This window comes from Caulobacter flavus, assembly GCF_003722335.1.
GTDB lineage: Bacteria > Pseudomonadota > Alphaproteobacteria > Caulobacterales > Caulobacteraceae > Caulobacter > Caulobacter flavus.
Genome location: NZ_CP026100.1, coordinates 2966461 through 2980629, shown reverse-complemented (window position 1 = coordinate 2980629; position 14169 = coordinate 2966461). Strand labels below are relative to the sequence as shown.

Below are 14169 nucleotides of genomic sequence, written 5' to 3'. Positions count from 1 at the left end.
GCCGGGGCTGAAGATCAGTCTTCGGCTTCGTTGGCGTAGACCGGACCCGAGTCCTTGCCCTTTTCCGAGACGTCGCGATCGACGAACTCGATCACGGCCATCGGGGCGTTGTCGCCGTAGCGGAAGCCGGCCTTCAGGACGCGGATGTAGCCGCCCTGACGATCCTTGTAGCGCGGGCCGAGCACGGCGAAGAGCTTGCCGACTTGTTCGACGTCGCGAACCGAGCTGATGGCCTGACGACGAGCGTGCAGGTCGCCGCGCTTGGCCAGGGTGACCAGCTTTTCGACGATCGGACGCAGTTCCTTGGCCTTCGGCAGGGTGGTGACGATCTGCTCGTGCTTGATCAGCGAAGCCGACATGTTGGCGAACATGGCAGTGCGGTGAGCCGAGGTGCGGCCGAGTTTGCGGTGGGCGTAACCGTGACGCATTTTGGTATCTCCTGGGCTCTTGGCCCGAGCGGCGCGAAGAAGCGCCTGTTGTCACCAGTCCCAGCTCGCATCCCGGCCGGGTCAGAGCGAAGCGCCGGGGCCCTCCACCGCTAGGCGGCTTCAAAAGGCCCAGGCCGCCTCCCGTCCCGAAAGGACGGAGGGCGGCCCGGATTCAGCGCGATAGTCGATCTTAGATCTGGTCGTCGAACTTCTTGGCCAGGTCTTCGATGTTTTCCGGCGGCCAGTTCGGCACGTCCATGCCGAGGTGCAGGCCCATGCCGGCGAGCACTTCCTTGATCTCGTTCAGCGACTTGCGACCGAAGTTCGGGGTGCGGAGCATCTCGGCTTCGGTCTTCTGGATCAGGTCGCCGATGTAGACGATGTTGTCGTTCTTCAGGCAGTTGGCCGAACGGACCGACAGTTCCAGCTCGTCGACCTTCTTGAGCAGAGCCGGGTTGAACGGCAGCTCGGGCTTCGACTCGTCCGCGGCCTTGGCCTTGGGCTCTTCGAAGGTGATGAAGATCTGCAGCTGGTCTTGCAGGATGCGAGCGGCGTAGGCCACGGCGTCCACCGGGGTGACGGCGCCGTTGGTCTCGACTTCCAGGGTCAGCTTGTCACGGTCCAGGCGCTGGCCTTCGCGGGTCGGCTCGACCTTGTAGGCCACACGCTTCACCGGCGAGTACAGGGCGTCGACGGCGATCAGGCCGATCGGCGCGTCTTCCGGACGGTTCTGGTCGGCCGGGACGTAGCCCTTGCCGGTGTTGACCGTGAATTCCATGCGCACCGAGCCGCCCTCGTCCAGCGTGCAGAGCACGTGGTCGGGGTTCAGGATTTCGATGTCGGCCGGGGTTTCGATCTGGCCAGCGGTGACCGGACCGGCGCCCGAGGCGCGCAGGGTCATGCGCTTGGGGCCCTCGGCGTGCATGCGCACGGCGAGTTGCTTGATATTCAGAACGATGTCGACGACGTCTTCGCGAACGCCCTCGAGCGACGAGAACTCGTGCACCACGCCATCGATCTGGATGGCGGTGACGGCGGCGCCTTGCAGCGACGAGAGGAGAACGCGACGCAGGGCGTTGCCGAGCGTCACACCGAAACCACGCTCGAGCGGTTCAGCGACGATGCGAGCCTTGCGGCTGGCGTCGGCGCCGGTTTCGATCTGCGGCTTCTCAGGACGGATCAGCTCGTTCCAGTTTCTTTCGATCACGTGGTGTCCCTTGAACGCGACTCGCCGGCCGCGTTTGACGCAGCCGGCGAAGGAGAATTGGATCTAAAAAATACTAGACGCGACGGCGCTTGGGCGGACGGCAGCCGTTGTGCGGGATCGGCGTGACGTCGCGGATCGTCGTGATGGTCATGCCGACGGCCTGCAGGGCGCGCAGGGCCGATTCACGACCCGAACCCGGACCCGAAACGTTGACTTCCAGGGTCTTCACGCCGTGTTCCGCAGCCTTCTTGCCCGCGTCTTCGGCGGCCATCTGAGCGGCGTACGGGGTCGACTTGCGCGAGCCCTTGAAGCCCATCATGCCGGCGCTCGACCAGGAGATGGTGTTCCCCTGAGCGTCCGTGATGGTGATCATGGTGTTGTTGAACGAGGCGTTCACGTGCGCCACGCCCGAGGTGATGTTCTTGCGTTCGCGCTTTTTAACGCGACCCGGTTCCTTGGCCATCGGTCAGGCTACCTTACTTCTTCTTGCCGGCGATCGGCTTGGCCGGACCCTTGCGGGTACGAGCGTTCGTGTGGGTGCGCTGGCCGCGGACCGGCAGGCCCTTGCGGTGACGCAGGCCGCGGTAGCAGGCCAGGTCCATCAGACGCTTGATGTTCATCGAGTTTTCGCGACGCAGGTCGCCTTCCACGGTGAAATCACGGTCGATCGTTTCACGGATCTGCAGGACTTCGGCGTCGGTCAGTTGATTGACTCGACGGGCGTCCTCGATGCCCACGGTCGTGACGATGTCACGAGCCGACTTCGGGCCGATGCCGTGAATGTACTGAAGCGCGATGATCACGCGCTTGTTCGTCGGGATGTTGACGCCTGCGATACGGGCCACGTCTAATGTTCTCCTAGTCACGCACCAAAGACGCGAACGGCGCGCTCGGCCCGATCCGAAGACCCAGACCGACGCGCACAGATCGCGCCCTTTCGCGGAAGCGCCCCGTTATAGGGATAGTTGCGCATCCGTCAATGGCGGAATCCGTTATGGGAACGGATTCCATTAAAACTTACGCCACGACCGAAAGGGTCGCGTCGATCGAAGCGGCGACGGCTTCCACCGCCCCCATGCCGTCCACTTCCACCAGCTTGCCCTGCTCGCGGTAGTACGGGAGCAGCGGCGCGGTGTCGGCGTTGTAGCGGGCCAGACGGTTCACGAAGGTCTCGGGGTTGTCGTCCGACCGCCCCTGCTCCGCGTATCGCTTGGTGATCCGCTCGATCAAGGCTGGCTCGTCTACTTCGAGTCGGACGACGGAGTCGATCTTCTGGCCGCGCTTGGCCAGCATGACATCCAGAGCTTCCGCCTGGGCGACCGTGCGCGGGAAGCCGTCGAAGATGGCGCCGCCGGCGGCCTCGGCCTCGGGCAGGCGCTCCTCGATCAGGGCGATGACGATTTCGTCGGTGACCAGGTCGCCGCGATCCAGCACGCCCTTCACCTTCTGGCCGAGCTCGGAGCCCGAGGCGATGGCGGCGCGCAGCATGTCGCCGGTCGACAGCTGGACCATGCCGCGTTGCTCGACCAACCGCTTGGCCTGGGTGCCCTTGCCCGCCCCGGGAGGGCCAAACAGGATCAAGTTCATAAAAGCCCCTTCACGCGTTTCCCAGGGTCTGACGCCCCTCACCGAGGGCAGACCTAGAATGCGTTCAAAGAAAACGGAAGCCGGATTGTGACAATCCGGCTTCCGGGTGGTTTCACGCTTGCGTCAGCGACCGCCGCGGCCGCCGCGCAACTTCGACTTCTTGATCAGGCCCTCGTACTGGTGCGCCAGCAGGTGGGACTGGATCTGAGCCACGGTGTCCATGGTCACGGTCACGACGATCAGGATCGAGGTGCCGCCCAGGGCGAAGTTCTTGTTGCCAAGAGCACCCATCAGGATTTCCGGGAACAGGCAGACGGCGGTGATGTAGGCCGCGCCGATCACGGTCAGGCGGGTCAGCACGTAGTCGAGATACTCGGCCGTGCGCTTGCCCGGACGGATGCCCGGCAGGAAGCCGCCGTACTTGCGCAGGTTCTCGGCCGTCTCGTCGGGGTTGAACACCACCGAGGTGTAGAAGAACGAGAAGAAGATGATCAGGCCGGCGTAGCAGGCCATGAACAGCGGCTGGCCATGCTGCATGGCGCCGACCACGGACGGCAGCCACTGGCCCCAGCTCGGCAGGTTGGCCGGGTTCAGGAACTGCATGGCGGTCGTCGGCAGGAGCAGCAGGCTCGAGGCGAAGATCGGCGGGATGACGCCCGCGGTGTTGATCTTCAGCGGCAGGAACGAGCTGTCGCCGCCGACCATGCGGTTGCCTTGCTGGCGCTTGGGATAGTGCACCAGCAGGCGGCGCTGCGAGCGCTCCATGAACACGATGGCGAAGATCACCGCCACGGCGAGCACGAAGATCACCATCAGCGGGAAGTAGTTGCCGGTGTTCTGGGCGGTGACGAACAGCTGGCCGAGGCCGCGCGGCAGGGCCGCGACGATGCCGGCGAAGATGATCAGGGACACGCCGTTGCCCACGCCGCGACTGGTGATCTGCTCGCCCAGCCACATCAGGAACAGGGTGCCGCCGGTCAGCGAGACCACGGTCGACAGGACGAAGAACCAGCCGGGCAGTTCGGAATAGACCAGGTTCGGCTGGCTCTGCAGGCCGACGGCGATCGAGAACGACTGCACCAGGGCCAGGATCACCGCCAGGTAGCGGGTGTACTGGTTGAGGGTCTTGCGGCCGGCTTCGCCGCCTTCCTTCTTCAGCTTCTCCCACGGCGGATACACCGAACCCATCAGCTGCACGATGATCGAGGCGCTGATGTAGGGCATCACGTTCAGCGAGAAGATCGCCATGCGCTCGACGGCGCCGCCCGAGAACATGTTGAACATGCCCAGGATGCCCTTCGACTGGCCGGCGAAGGCGCTGGCGAAGGCTTCCGGGTTGATGCCCGGGATCGGCACGTAGGTGCCCAGGCGGAACACCACCAGGGCGATGAGCGTAAACCAGATGCGCTTGTGAAGTTCGGTGGCCTTCTGGAAGGACCCGAAGTTCATGTTGGCTGCGAGCTGTTCGGCGGCCGAGGCCATTCAATTCCCCACGACGAGAGCGCGGCCGGATCGTCGAAGGCGACGAGGCGGAGCGCGCTCCAAGTATTGTACGGGGCCTGGCCGGCGGCGCCCGCGGAATCGCTGGCGCTCGAGGCTTAGGCCCCAGTGCGGAGCCACACATAGGTGAGGCTCGCCGCGATGTCACGGCGAGCCTCGTAAGATCGTCATCCCGATGGGGCTTTATGGCGGGCTGGTGCGCAAAGGCCCCTACCCCGCCCGGCTCCCGTGCCGTCCGCTTCCCCTAGGAGAGCGGGGCGCCCCGGGATGACACTGTGGTCTTAGGCTTCGGCTTGCGCCTTGGCCTTCTTGGTCACGGTGACCGAACCACCGGCGGCTTCGACGGCCTTGATGGCGGCGTCGGTGGCCGAGTAGACGGTCAGCTTCAGGGCCGACTTGATCTCGCCCTTGCCCAGCAGCTTCACGCCGTCGAGTTCACGACGGATGACGCCGGCGGCGATCAGGTCGGCGACCGAGACGTCGGCGCCGGCCTTCAGCTTGCCGGCTTCGACGGCCTGCTCCAGGCGCCACAGGTTCACTTCGGCGAACTCGAGGCGGAAGGGGTTGTTGAAGCCGCGCTTCGGCATGCGCATGTGCAGCGGCATCTGGCCGCCTTCGAAGCCGTTGATGGCGACGCCCGAGCGCGCCTTCTGGCCCTTCACGCCGCGACCGCCGGTCTTGCCCTTGCCCGAGCCCGGGCCGCGGCCGACGCGCATGCGGCCCTTGGTGGAGCCGGGAGCCGGAGCCAGTTCGTTCAGCTTGGTCATATGTGCCTCTCCTTGGAGATCTGCGCCTGGCCGTCGGCCAGACTCGGCTTTGGAAACGATAGAAACTTCAAACGAAAACCACCCCGGCTTTCACCGGGGTGGCGATCTTGGGTCGTCGTGTAACAGACTTACTCGACGATTTCCAGCAGGTGCGCGACCTTGCGGATCATGCCGCGGACCGACGGGGTGTCTTCGAGCGTGGACACGCGGCCCAGCTTGTTGAGACCCAGACCGGCGAGCGTGGCGCGCTGGTCCTTTTCACGACGGATCGGGCTGCCGGTTTGGCGAACCGTGACTTGCTTAGCTTCAGCCATGACTTAGCCCTCGATGGCTTCCGGCGACGAAGCGCCGTCGGCGCGACGGCCGAGGATGTCGCCAACCTTCTTGCCGCGCTTGGCGGCGATCTGGCGGGGCGACGACTGGACCTTCAGGGCTTCGAACGTGGCGCGGACCATGTTGTACGGGTTCGAAGAACCCGTCGACTTGGCCACGACGTCCTGGACGCCCAGGGTTTCGAGAACCGCGCGCATCGGACCACCGGCGATGACGCCCGTGCCGGGAGGGGCAGCGCGCATCATGACCTTGCCAGCGCCCCAACGGCCAGCGCCGTCGTGGTGCAGGGTGCGCGACTCGCGGAGCGGGACGCGGATCATGGTCTTCTTGGCTTCTTCGGTCGCCTTGCGGATGGCTTCCGGCACTTCACGCGCCTTGCCATGACCGAAGCCGACGCGGCCCTTTTGGTCGCCAACGACCATCAGAGCGGCGAAGCTGAAGCGACGGCCGCCCTTCACGGTGGCGGCGACGCGGTTGATGTGGACGAGCTTTTCGACGATGTCGCTGTCGACCCGCTCTTCGGGGGCGTTGCGGTCGCGACGGTCACGGCGTTGACCGCCTTCACCGCGCTGTTGGTCACCACGAGCCATTGTGTTTCCCTTAGAAGTTCAGGCCGGCTTCGCGCGCGGCGTCGGCCAGGGCTTTCACCCGTCCGTGGAAGATGTAGCCGCCACGATCGAAGACGACGTCCTTGACGCCCTTTTCGATCGCGCGCTCGGCGACGAGCTTGCCGACGGCGGCCGCAGCGTCCTTATCCGCGCCCTTGCCTTCGGCTTCCAGGGTGGAAGCCGACGCCAGGGTCACGCCGCGTTCATCGTCGATGATCTGGGCGTAGATGTTCTTGGACGAGCGGAAGACCGACAGACGCGGACGGCCGTTGGCCAGCGACTTGAGGCGGGTCCGGTTGCGCTGAGCGCGCTTGGCCGCCGATTCACGAGGAGAGAGCGCCATGGCTTACTTCTTCTTGCCTTCCTTGCGGCGAACCTTCTCGCCAGCATAGCGCACGCCCTTGCCCTTGTACGGCTCAGGCGGACGAATGCGGCGGATCTTCGCGGCAATCTCGCCGACCGCCTGCTTGTCGATGCCGGCGATCTTGATTTCGGTTTGCTTCGGCACAGCGAAGGTGACGCCGGCCGGAGCCTCAACGTCCACGTCGTGGCTGAAACCGAGTTGGAGGCTCAGGGCGGTGCCCTTCATGGCGGCGCGGTAACCGACGCCGACCAGCTCGAGGTTTTCCTCGAAGCCGGCGGTGACGCCGTGCACCATGTTGGCCACCAGAGTGCGGGACAGACCCCACATGCCCTTGGCGCGCTTGGTGTCGACGCGCGGAGCCAGCAGGAGCTCAGCGCCCTCTTGCTTGACTTCGACTTCGTCGGCGATCGTCCACGACAGCTGACCCTTGGGGCCCTTCACCGTGACCGTCTGACCCGCGAGCGTGACTTGCACGCCCGAGGGGATTGCGACGGCTTTCTTACCGATACGTGACATGCTCTTTCCCTCCCGCGCCTAGTAGACGCGGCAGAGGACTTCGCCGCCGACGTTAGCGTCGCGCGCGGCGGTGTCCGACATGACGCCCTTCGGCGTCGACAGGATCGAGATGCCCAGGCCGTTCTTGATCGGCTTGAGGTCCTTGATCGACGAATAGACGCGACGGCCAGGCTTGGACACGCGGCTGATCTCGGCGATCACGGGCTCACCGTCGAAGTACTTGAGCTCGATCTCGAATTCGGGGAACGCACCGGGCTTCTCGACCAGCGAGTAGCCGCGGATGTAGCCCTCGTCGGCCAGCACGTCGAGGACGCGGGCGCGCAGCTTGGAAGCCGGCGTCGAGACCTTGTTGCGCTTGCGCAGGGCGGCGTTCTTGATGCGAGCGATCATGTCGCTCAGGGGGTCGTTCATCGACATCTGATCGTCCTCACCAGCTCGACTTGACGAGGCCGGGGATCAGGCCTTGCGAACCGAGTTCGCGAAGGGCCAGACGGCTCATCTTAAGCTTGCGGTAATAGGCGCGCGGACGGCCCGTGACTTCGCAGCGGTTGCGGATGCGGATCGGCGAGCTGCTGCGGGGCAGCTTCGCCAGCTTGAGGCGAGCCTCGAAGCGTTCCTCGAGCGGCAGGGTCTCGTCGTTGGCGATCGCCTTCAGCGCGGCGCGCTTCTCGGCGTATTGCTTGACGAGAGCCTTGACGGCTTCGTTGCGGTTGACGGCGCTTTTCTTGGCCATGGTTTCTTTCCCTTCCCGCTCTCTTAGTTGACGAACGGGAACTGGAATTCCTTCAGGAGAGCCTTGGCTTCCTGGTCGGACTTCGCAGTGGTGCAGACGATGATGTCCATGCCCCAGATCTGTTCGATCTGGTCATAGTTGATTTCCGGGAACACCAGGTGCTCCTTCAGGCCCATGGCGTAGTTGCCACGGCCGTCGAAGCTCTTGCCGTTCAGACCACGGAAGTCCTTCACGCGCGGCAGCGCGATCGTGACCAGGCGGTCGAGGAATTCAAACATCCGGTCCTTGCGAAGGGTGACCTTCGCGCCGACCACCATGCCTTCGCGCAGCTTGAAGCCGGCGATCGACTTGCGGGCCTTGGTCGCGACGGGCTTTTGGCCGGCGATCGCTTCCAGTTCCTTCAGAGCCTGCTGGGCCTTCTTGGAGTCGGCCACGGCTTCGCCGATACCCATGTTCAGGACGATCTTGTCCAGCTTGGGGATCTGCATCTCGTTGGTGTAGCCGAACTGTTCCTTCAGCGCGGCGCGGATGCGCTCGCGGTAGACGGTCTTCAGCCGGGGCTCGTAAGCTTGATCAGCCATTGATCACCTCGCCGGTCGTCTTGGCGACGCGCACCTTCTTGTCGCCTTCGATCTTGAAGCCGACGCGGGTGGCCTTGCCGTTGGAGTCCACGACGGCGACGTTCGAGACGTGCAGCGCGGCTTCCTTGTGCTTGATGCCGCCCTGGGGGTCGGCTTGGGTCGGCTTGGTGTGGCGGGCGACCATGTTCACGCCCTCCACGACAACCCGGTTTTCCTTCGGCAGGACTTGGGTCACAGCGCCTTGCTTGCCCTTGTCCTTGCCGGCGAGAACGACGACGCGGTCGCCCTTCTTGATCTTAGCAGCCATTACAGCACCTCCGGCGCGAGGGAGATGATCTTCATGTGGTTCTTGGCGCGCAGTTCACGGGGAACCGGGCCGAAGATCCGCGTGCCGACCGGCTCGCTCTGCTTGTTGACGATGACGGCCGCGTTCTTGTCGAAGCGGATCATCGAACCGTCTTTGCGCTTCAGGCCTTGGTTCACGCGAACCACGACGGCGCGCAGAACGTCACCCTTCTTCACGCGACCGCGCGGGATGGCTTCCTTCACGGAGACGACGATGACGTCGCCAACGCTGGCGTAGCGACGGCCTGCGCCGCCCAACACCTTGATGCACATGACCCGGCGAGCGCCAGAGTTGTCGGCGACGTCCAGGTTAGTTTGCATCTGGATCATGGTTTAGACCTTCCAGACTTAGGCCGAAGCCTTGGGAAGCACTTCCCAGGTCTTCAGCTTGGACTTCGGAGCGCACTCGACGATGCGAATGGTTTCGCCCGTCTTGTACACATTGGCTTCGTCGTGCGCGTGGTACTTCTTAGAGCGGCGCACGATCTTCTTCAGAAGGGGGTGAACGATGGTACGTTCCACCTTCACCACCACGGTCTTGTCACCCTTATCGGAGACGACGACCCCTTCGAGGATACGCTTGGGCATATCGTTCTCCTTAGGCCGCGGCCTTGGCGCGCAGCACGGTCTTGATCCGCGCGATATCCTTGCGGATCTCGTTGACGCGGTGGGTCTTCTCGACCTGGCCCGTGGCAGCCTGGAAGCGCAGGTTGAACTGCTCCTTCTTCAGGTTGATCAGGGTTTCGGCGAGTTGATCGGGGTCAGGCCCCGGATGTCGGCGATCTTCATGAGCCTCAAGCCTCCACGGCCACGCCCGCGTCGAGGCGGGTGACCACACGAGTGCGGATCGGCAGCTTGGCCGCGCCGAGGCGCAGCGCTTCACGCGCGATATCGTCCGGCACGCCGTCGATCTCGAACATGATGCGGCCGGGGGCCACGCGAGCGGCCCAGTAATCGACGGCGCCCTTGCCCTTACCCATCCGGACTTCGGCCGGCTTGCCGGTGACCGGCACGTCGGGGAAGATACGGATCCAGACGCGGCCTTGACGCTTCATCTGGCGGGTGATGGCGCGACGAGCAGCTTCGATCTGGCGAGCCGTGATGCGCTCCGGCTCGACGGCCTTGAGGCCGTAGGAGCCGAAGTTCAGCAGGGTGCCGCCCTTCGAGGCGCCGTGGATGCGGCCCTTGAACTGCTTGCGGAACTTGGTTTTCTTCGGTGACAGCATAGCGCTCTATCCTTAGTCCCGATTGCGGCGGCCGCGGTCGCCGCGGTCCGGGCGATCGCCGCGCTCACGTCCACCGCCTTCACCGGCCGGGCCGGATTCGGAAGCGAGACGCTTGTCCAGCGCCATCGGGTCATGCTCCAGCACTTCGCCTTTGAAGATCCAGGTCTTCACGCCGATGATGCCGTAGGTGGTCTTGGCTTCCGCGAAACCGTAGTCGATGTCGGCGCGCAGCGTGTGCAGCGGCACGCGACCTTCGCGATACCATTCCATGCGGGCGATTTCGGCGCCGCCGAGGCGGCCCGAGACGTTGATCCGGACGCCCTTGGCGCCGAGACGCACGGCCGACTGGATCGAACGCTTCATCGCACGACGGAAGGCGATCCGGCGCTCGAGTTGCTGAGCGATGGACTCGGCGACCAGCTGAGCGTCGGTTTCCGGCTTGCGGATCTCGACGATGTTCAGGTGAACTTCGCCTTCGGTCATCACCGAGAGGTCCTTGCGGAGCTTCTCGATGTCAGCGCCCTTCTTGCCGATGATGACGCCCGGACGGGCGGCATAGATCGTGATGCGGCACTTCTTGTGCGGACGCTCGATGATGATGCGCGAGACGCCGGCTTGGTACAGGCGCTTCTTCAGGGCGGCGCGGATCGCGAGGTCCTGGTGCAGCATCTTGCCGTACTGGTCGCCGTCGGAGAACCAACGGCTGTCCCAGGTGCGGTTTACGCCGAGCCGCAGCCCGACCGGATTGACTTTCTGACCCATTAGGCGGCCTCACCCAGTTCGCGGACCACGATCGTGATCTCGGAGAACGGCTTTTCGACACGCGTCGCACGACCGCGGGCGCGGGGCGAGAAGCGCTTCATAACCAGGTTCTTGCCCACATAGGCCTCGGACACGACCAGGGAGTCGATGTCGAGGTTGTGGTTGTTCTCGGCGTTCGAGATCGCCGAGTACAGCGCCTTGCGGACGTCCTGGGCGATACGCTTGTGGCTGAACTCGAGCTCGTTCAGAGCGCGCTGGACGTTCAGGCCACGGATGGACTGAGCGACCAGGTTCAGCTTGCGGGCGCTGGTGCGCAGGGTGCGCACCTTAGCCATCGCCTCAACGCCTTCCAGGCGGCGAGCTTGCTTTTGCTTGGCCATGATTACTTCCTCTTGGCCTTCTTGTCGGCGGCGTGGCCCGGGAAGTTACGCGTGGGAGCGAACTCGCCGAACTTCATGCCGACCATGTCTTCCGACACGGAGACCGGGACGTGCTTCTGGCCGTTGTGGACGCCGAAGGTCAGGCCGACGAATTGCGGCATGATCGTCGAGCGACGCGACCAGGTCTTGATGACGTCCTTGCGGCCCGACGACAGAGCGGCGTCGGCCTTCTTCAGGAGGTACCCGTCGACAAACGGGCCTTTCCAGACGGAGCGGGTCATGGCTTAGCGGCCCTTCTTCGCTTTGTGGCGCGAACGGATGATGAACTTGTCCGTGGCCTTGTTGACGCGGGTCTTGGCGCCCTTGGTCGGCTTACCAGCCGGGGTCACCGGGTGGCGACCGCCCGAGGTGCGGCCTTCACCACCACCGTGGGGGTGGTCGACCGGGTTCATGGCGACGCCGCGGACGTGCGGGCGACGACCCATGTGACGAACACGACCGGCCTTGCCGAGGTTTTCGTTCATGTGGTCGGGGTTCGAAACCGCGCCGACGGTGGCCATGCAGGTGTCGAGGACCATGCGCAGTTCGCCCGAGTTCAGGCGGATCTGGGCGTAGCCGGCGTCACGACCGACCAGCTGGGCGTAGGCGCCAGCCGAACGGGCGATCTGACCGCCCTTGGCGGGCTTCAGCTCGACGTTGTGGATGATCGTGCCGATCGGCAGCGTGCGCAGCGGCGAGGCGTTGCCCGGCTTCACGTCGACCTTGTCGGCGGTGACGACTTCGTCGCCGGCCTTGAGGCGTTGCGGGGCCAGGATGTAGGCCAGCTCGCCGTCCTGATACTTGATCAGGGCGATGAACGCGGTGCGGTTCGGATCGTACTCGAGACGAACGACCGTGGCCGTGCCTTGCTTACGACGCTTGAAATCCACCAGACGGTAGAGGCGCTTGGCGCCGCCGCCGCGGAAGCGGACGGCGATGCGGCCGTTGCCGCCACGACCGCCGGACTTCGAGAGGCCCTCGACGAGCTTCTTTTCCGGGCGGCCCTTGTGGAGCTCGCTGCGATCGATCAGCACCAGGCCGCGCTGGCCGGGGCTGGTCGGGTTAAAGTGCTTCAAGGCCATGTCTTAGAGCCCCGTCGTGATGTCGATCGACTGGCCTTCGGCCAGGGTCACGATCGCTTTCTTGACGTCGGTGCGGCGACCGACGATGCCACGGAAGCGCTTGGTCTTGCCCTTGGCGACCAGGGTGTTGACCTTGGTGACCTTGACCTTGAACAGCTCTTCGACTGCGGCGGCGATTTCGTCCTTCGACGCATCGGCGGCCACCTTGAAGACGACCTTGTTCTGCTCGCTGAGCAGGGTCGTCTTTTCGGTGATCACCGGCGACAGGATCGTGTCGTAGTGGCGGGCGGTAGCGGCCATTACGCGGCTTCCTTCTCAGCGAAACGGGCCGAGATCGCTTCCACCGCGTCCTTGGTCAGGACCAGGGTGTGGCGACGCAGCACGTCGTAGACGTTCAGGCCGGCGTTCGGCAGCACGTCCACGTTCGGAATGTTGCGGGCGGCGAGCTTGAAGTTCGCGTCCACTTCCGGACCAGCGATGACCAGGGCGTTCTTCAGACCGATCTTGTCGAAGTTGGCGCGCAGGGCGGCCGTCTTCGCTTCGGTCAGAACGGCGCTGTCGAGGACGAGCAGCGAACCGGCCTTGGCCTTCGACGACAGGGCGTGACGCAGAGCCAGAGCCCGAATCTTCTTGGGAAGATCGAAGGCGTGGCTGCGGACGACCGGGCCGTGGGCCTTGGCGCCGCCGACGAACTGAGCCGCACGGCGCGAACCGTGACGAGCGCCGCCGGTGCCCTTCTGCTTGTACATCTTCTTGCTCGTACGAGAGACCTCGTTACGAACCTGGATCTTGTGGTTGCCCGAGCGGCGCTTGGCCAGCTGCCAGGTGACGACGCGCTGCAGGATGTCGCCGCGGATGTCCTCGATGCCGAAGATGGCGTCGTCGAGATCCACGGAGCCGGCCTTGCCGCCGTCAAGTTTGATGACGTCGAGTTTCATTAGCCTTCGCCCTCTTCGGTCGTCGCCGCGGGGGCCTCTTCAGCGGGGGTTTCAGCAGCCGGAGCAGCCTCGCCAGCCTTACGGAAGGCGCCCGGACGCGGCAGATCGGCCGGAGCGGCCTTCTTCACGGCGTCGCGGATCTTCACGTAGCTGCCTTCGTGGCCCGGGACGGCGCCCTTGACCAGGATCAGGCCGCGCTCGACGTCGACCTTCCAGACGGTGACGTTGAGGGTGGTGACGGTTTCTTGACCGAGGTGACCAGCCATCTTCTTGCCCGGGAACGTACGGCCCGGATCCTGGCGGTTACCGGTCGAACCGTGCGAACGGTGCGAGACCGAGACACCGTGGGTGGCGCGGAGACCACCGAAGTTCCAGCGCTTCATGGCGCCGGCGAAACCCTTACCGACGGTGACGCCCTGGATGTCGACCTTCTGGCCGGCGACGTAGTGGTCGGCGGTGAATTCCGCGCCCACTTCGATCAGAGCGGCTTCCTCGACGCGGAATTCGGCGACGACCCGCTTGGGCTCGACCGAGCTCTTGCCGAAGTGGCCGCGTTCGGCCTTCGAGGTGTTCTTGGGCTTCTTGGCGCCGGCGCCGAGCTGCAGGGCGGTGTAACCGTCCTTCTCGACAGTGCGCTGAGCCACGACCTGGCAACCGTCGAGCGAAAGGACGGTGACCGGCACGTGCTGACCAGCTTCGTCGAAGAAGCGGGTCATGCCGAGCTTCTTGGCGATCAGGCCGGTGCGGTTAGCGGGGAGAGTCATCAGTTCGGC

25 protein-coding genes and 1 pseudogene are annotated in these 14169 nt (G+C 64.7%); all 26 read right to left on the bottom strand.

The window, feature by feature from the left end; genetic code table 11:
- Nucleotides 1-14 precede the first annotated feature (14 nt).
- Nucleotides 15-428, bottom strand: coding sequence for a 50S ribosomal protein L17 (gene rplQ, locus C1707_RS13725; RefSeq protein ID WP_101715823.1), 414 nt, complete (start codon nt 426-428; stop codon nt 15-17).
- Nucleotides 429-618: 190 nt separating this feature from the next.
- A complete protein-coding gene (locus C1707_RS13720; protein ID WP_101715822.1) occupies nt 619-1635 on the bottom strand; it encodes a DNA-directed RNA polymerase subunit alpha in 1017 nt (338 codons plus the stop codon).
- A 73-nt stretch (nt 1636-1708) separates the two neighbouring features.
- Nucleotides 1709-2098 (bottom strand): 30S ribosomal protein S11, encoded by a 390-nt coding sequence (gene rpsK, locus C1707_RS13715; protein WP_058348453.1) that lies wholly within the window; start codon nt 2096-2098, stop codon nt 1709-1711.
- 13 nt (nt 2099-2111) lie between these two features.
- The gene (rpsM, locus tag C1707_RS13710; protein WP_101715821.1) at nt 2112-2480 is read right to left on the bottom strand and encodes a 30S ribosomal protein S13; all 369 of its coding nucleotides are present in this window, start codon (nt 2478-2480) and stop codon (nt 2112-2114) included.
- Nucleotides 2481-2652: 172 nt separating this feature from the next.
- Nucleotides 2653-3222, bottom strand: coding sequence for an adenylate kinase (locus C1707_RS13705; RefSeq protein WP_101715820.1), 570 nt, complete (start codon nt 3220-3222; stop codon nt 2653-2655).
- 123 nt (nt 3223-3345) lie between these two features.
- On the bottom strand, nt 3346-4704 hold the full coding sequence (gene secY, locus C1707_RS13700) for a preprotein translocase subunit SecY (protein ID WP_101715819.1): 1359 nt from the start codon (nt 4702-4704) through the stop codon (nt 3346-3348).
- A 299-nt stretch (nt 4705-5003) separates the two neighbouring features.
- Nucleotides 5004-5489, bottom strand: coding sequence for a 50S ribosomal protein L15 (rplO, locus tag C1707_RS13695; protein WP_058348449.1), 486 nt, complete (start codon nt 5487-5489; stop codon nt 5004-5006).
- Between the two features lie 128 nt (nt 5490-5617).
- Entirely contained in the window at nt 5618-5803 is a 186-nt protein-coding gene (gene rpmD / locus C1707_RS13690; RefSeq protein WP_058348448.1) for a 50S ribosomal protein L30, read from the bottom strand.
- 3 nt (nt 5804-5806) lie between these two features.
- On the bottom strand, nt 5807-6412 hold the full coding sequence (gene rpsE, locus C1707_RS13685) for a 30S ribosomal protein S5 (RefSeq protein ID WP_058348447.1): 606 nt from the start codon (nt 6410-6412) through the stop codon (nt 5807-5809).
- A gap of 10 nt (nt 6413-6422) precedes the next feature.
- Nucleotides 6423-6773 (bottom strand): 50S ribosomal protein L18, encoded by a 351-nt coding sequence (gene rplR, locus C1707_RS13680; protein ID WP_101715818.1) that lies wholly within the window; start codon nt 6771-6773, stop codon nt 6423-6425.
- 3 nt (nt 6774-6776) lie between these two features.
- Nucleotides 6777-7310 (bottom strand): 50S ribosomal protein L6, encoded by a 534-nt coding sequence (gene rplF / locus C1707_RS13675; RefSeq protein ID WP_101715817.1) that lies wholly within the window; start codon nt 7308-7310, stop codon nt 6777-6779.
- A gap of 18 nt (nt 7311-7328) precedes the next feature.
- On the bottom strand, nt 7329-7727 hold the full coding sequence (gene rpsH / locus C1707_RS13670) for a 30S ribosomal protein S8 (protein WP_058348444.1): 399 nt from the start codon (nt 7725-7727) through the stop codon (nt 7329-7331).
- 10 nt (nt 7728-7737) lie between these two features.
- Nucleotides 7738-8043, bottom strand: coding sequence for a 30S ribosomal protein S14 (rpsN, locus tag C1707_RS13665; RefSeq protein WP_101715816.1), 306 nt, complete (start codon nt 8041-8043; stop codon nt 7738-7740).
- A 23-nt stretch (nt 8044-8066) separates the two neighbouring features.
- Entirely contained in the window at nt 8067-8624 is a 558-nt protein-coding gene (gene rplE / locus C1707_RS13660; protein ID WP_101715815.1) for a 50S ribosomal protein L5, read from the bottom strand.
- Nucleotides 8617-8931, bottom strand: coding sequence for a 50S ribosomal protein L24 (gene rplX, locus C1707_RS13655; protein WP_101715814.1), 315 nt, complete (start codon nt 8929-8931; stop codon nt 8617-8619). The genes rplE and rplX overlap by 8 nt, the downstream gene beginning before the upstream one ends.
- A complete protein-coding gene (gene rplN, locus C1707_RS13650; protein WP_058348440.1) occupies nt 8931-9299 on the bottom strand; it encodes a 50S ribosomal protein L14 in 369 nt (122 codons plus the stop codon). Before rplN ends, rplX begins: the two co-directional genes overlap by 1 nt.
- 18 nt (nt 9300-9317) lie before the next feature.
- Nucleotides 9318-9557, bottom strand: a complete 240-nt coding sequence (gene rpsQ / locus C1707_RS13645) for a 30S ribosomal protein S17 (RefSeq protein ID WP_101715813.1) — start codon at nt 9555-9557, stop codon at nt 9318-9320.
- 10 nt (nt 9558-9567) lie between these two features.
- A pseudogene (rpmC, locus tag C1707_RS13640) lies at nt 9568-9758 on the bottom strand (50S ribosomal protein L29).
- A gap of 5 nt (nt 9759-9763) precedes the next feature.
- Nucleotides 9764-10195, bottom strand: coding sequence for a 50S ribosomal protein L16 (gene rplP / locus C1707_RS13635; protein WP_058348437.1), 432 nt, complete (start codon nt 10193-10195; stop codon nt 9764-9766).
- A 12-nt stretch (nt 10196-10207) separates the two neighbouring features.
- Entirely contained in the window at nt 10208-10957 is a 750-nt protein-coding gene (gene rpsC / locus C1707_RS13630; RefSeq protein WP_058348436.1) for a 30S ribosomal protein S3, read from the bottom strand.
- Nucleotides 10957-11337 (bottom strand): 50S ribosomal protein L22, encoded by a 381-nt coding sequence (gene rplV, locus C1707_RS13625; RefSeq protein ID WP_058348435.1) that lies wholly within the window; start codon nt 11335-11337, stop codon nt 10957-10959. The genes rpsC and rplV overlap by 1 nt, the downstream gene beginning before the upstream one ends.
- Before the next feature lie 2 nt (nt 11338-11339).
- Nucleotides 11340-11618, bottom strand: a complete 279-nt coding sequence (rpsS, locus tag C1707_RS13620) for a 30S ribosomal protein S19 (protein WP_029912294.1) — start codon at nt 11616-11618, stop codon at nt 11340-11342.
- A 3-nt stretch (nt 11619-11621) separates the two neighbouring features.
- Entirely contained in the window at nt 11622-12458 is an 837-nt protein-coding gene (gene rplB / locus C1707_RS13615) for a 50S ribosomal protein L2 (RefSeq protein WP_101715811.1), read from the bottom strand.
- A gap of 3 nt (nt 12459-12461) precedes the next feature.
- Entirely contained in the window at nt 12462-12758 is a 297-nt protein-coding gene (locus tag C1707_RS13610) for a 50S ribosomal protein L23 (RefSeq protein WP_058348433.1), read from the bottom strand.
- Nucleotides 12758-13396, bottom strand: a complete 639-nt coding sequence (rplD, locus tag C1707_RS13605; RefSeq protein ID WP_101715810.1) for a 50S ribosomal protein L4 — start codon at nt 13394-13396, stop codon at nt 12758-12760. The genes C1707_RS13610 and rplD overlap by 1 nt, the downstream gene beginning before the upstream one ends.
- Complete coding sequence (gene rplC / locus C1707_RS13600) at nt 13396-14160, bottom strand: 50S ribosomal protein L3 (RefSeq protein WP_101715809.1); 765 nt, start codon at nt 14158-14160, stop codon at nt 13396-13398. Before rplC ends, rplD begins: the two co-directional genes overlap by 1 nt.
- Nucleotides 14161-14169: the final 9 nt, after the last annotated feature.

What these genes read in the sequence shown, in the direction of transcription:
- rplQ (WP_101715823.1), bottom strand. Translation starts at nt 428, where the DNA reads ATGCGTCACGGTTACGCCCACCGCAAACTCGGCCGCACCTCGGCTCAC.
- rpsK (WP_058348453.1), bottom strand. Translation starts at nt 2,098, where the DNA reads ATGGCCAAGGAACCGGGTCGCGTTAAAAAGCGCGAACGCAAGAACATC.
- C1707_RS13705 (WP_101715820.1), bottom strand. Translation starts at nt 3,222, where the DNA reads ATGAACTTGATCCTGTTTGGCCCTCCCGGGGCGGGCAAGGGCACCCAG.
- secY (WP_101715819.1), bottom strand. Translation starts at nt 4,704, where the DNA reads ATGGCCTCGGCCGCCGAACAGCTCGCAGCCAACATGAACTTCGGGTCC.
- rplO (WP_058348449.1), bottom strand. Translation starts at nt 5,489, where the DNA reads ATGACCAAGCTGAACGAACTGGCTCCGGCTCCCGGCTCCACCAAGGGC.
- rpmD (WP_058348448.1), bottom strand. Translation starts at nt 5,803, where the DNA reads ATGGCTGAAGCTAAGCAAGTCACGGTTCGCCAAACCGGCAGCCCGATC.
- rpsE (WP_058348447.1), bottom strand. Translation starts at nt 6,412, where the DNA reads ATGGCTCGTGGTGACCAACAGCGCGGTGAAGGCGGTCAACGCCGTGAC.
- rplR (WP_101715818.1), bottom strand. Translation starts at nt 6,773, where the DNA reads ATGGCGCTCTCTCCTCGTGAATCGGCGGCCAAGCGCGCTCAGCGCAAC.
- rplF (WP_101715817.1), bottom strand. Translation starts at nt 7,310, where the DNA reads ATGTCACGTATCGGTAAGAAAGCCGTCGCAATCCCCTCGGGCGTGCAA.
- rpsH (WP_058348444.1), bottom strand. Translation starts at nt 7,727, where the DNA reads ATGTCGATGAACGACCCCCTGAGCGACATGATCGCTCGCATCAAGAAC.
- rpsN (WP_101715816.1), bottom strand. Translation starts at nt 8,043, where the DNA reads ATGGCCAAGAAAAGCGCCGTCAACCGCAACGAAGCCGTCAAGGCTCTC.
- rplE (WP_101715815.1), bottom strand. Translation starts at nt 8,624, where the DNA reads ATGGCTGATCAAGCTTACGAGCCCCGGCTGAAGACCGTCTACCGCGAG.
- rplX (WP_101715814.1), bottom strand. Translation starts at nt 8,931, where the DNA reads ATGGCTGCTAAGATCAAGAAGGGCGACCGCGTCGTCGTTCTCGCCGGC.
- rplN (WP_058348440.1), bottom strand. Translation starts at nt 9,299, where the DNA reads ATGATCCAGATGCAAACTAACCTGGACGTCGCCGACAACTCTGGCGCT.
- rpsQ (WP_101715813.1), bottom strand. Translation starts at nt 9,557, where the DNA reads ATGCCCAAGCGTATCCTCGAAGGGGTCGTCGTCTCCGATAAGGGTGAC.
- rplP (WP_058348437.1), bottom strand. Translation starts at nt 10,195, where the DNA reads ATGCTGTCACCGAAGAAAACCAAGTTCCGCAAGCAGTTCAAGGGCCGC.
- rpsC (WP_058348436.1), bottom strand. Translation starts at nt 10,957, where the DNA reads ATGGGTCAGAAAGTCAATCCGGTCGGGCTGCGGCTCGGCGTAAACCGC.
- rplV (WP_058348435.1), bottom strand. Translation starts at nt 11,337, where the DNA reads ATGGCCAAGCAAAAGCAAGCTCGCCGCCTGGAAGGCGTTGAGGCGATG.
- rpsS (WP_029912294.1), bottom strand. Translation starts at nt 11,618, where the DNA reads ATGACCCGCTCCGTCTGGAAAGGCCCGTTTGTCGACGGGTACCTCCTG.
- rplB (WP_101715811.1), bottom strand. Translation starts at nt 12,458, where the DNA reads ATGGCCTTGAAGCACTTTAACCCGACCAGCCCCGGCCAGCGCGGCCTG.
- C1707_RS13610 (WP_058348433.1), bottom strand. Translation starts at nt 12,758, where the DNA reads ATGGCCGCTACCGCCCGCCACTACGACACGATCCTGTCGCCGGTGATC.
- rplD (WP_101715810.1), bottom strand. Translation starts at nt 13,396, where the DNA reads ATGAAACTCGACGTCATCAAACTTGACGGCGGCAAGGCCGGCTCCGTG.
- rplC (WP_101715809.1), bottom strand. Translation starts at nt 14,160, where the DNA reads ATGACTCTCCCCGCTAACCGCACCGGCCTGATCGCCAAGAAGCTCGGC.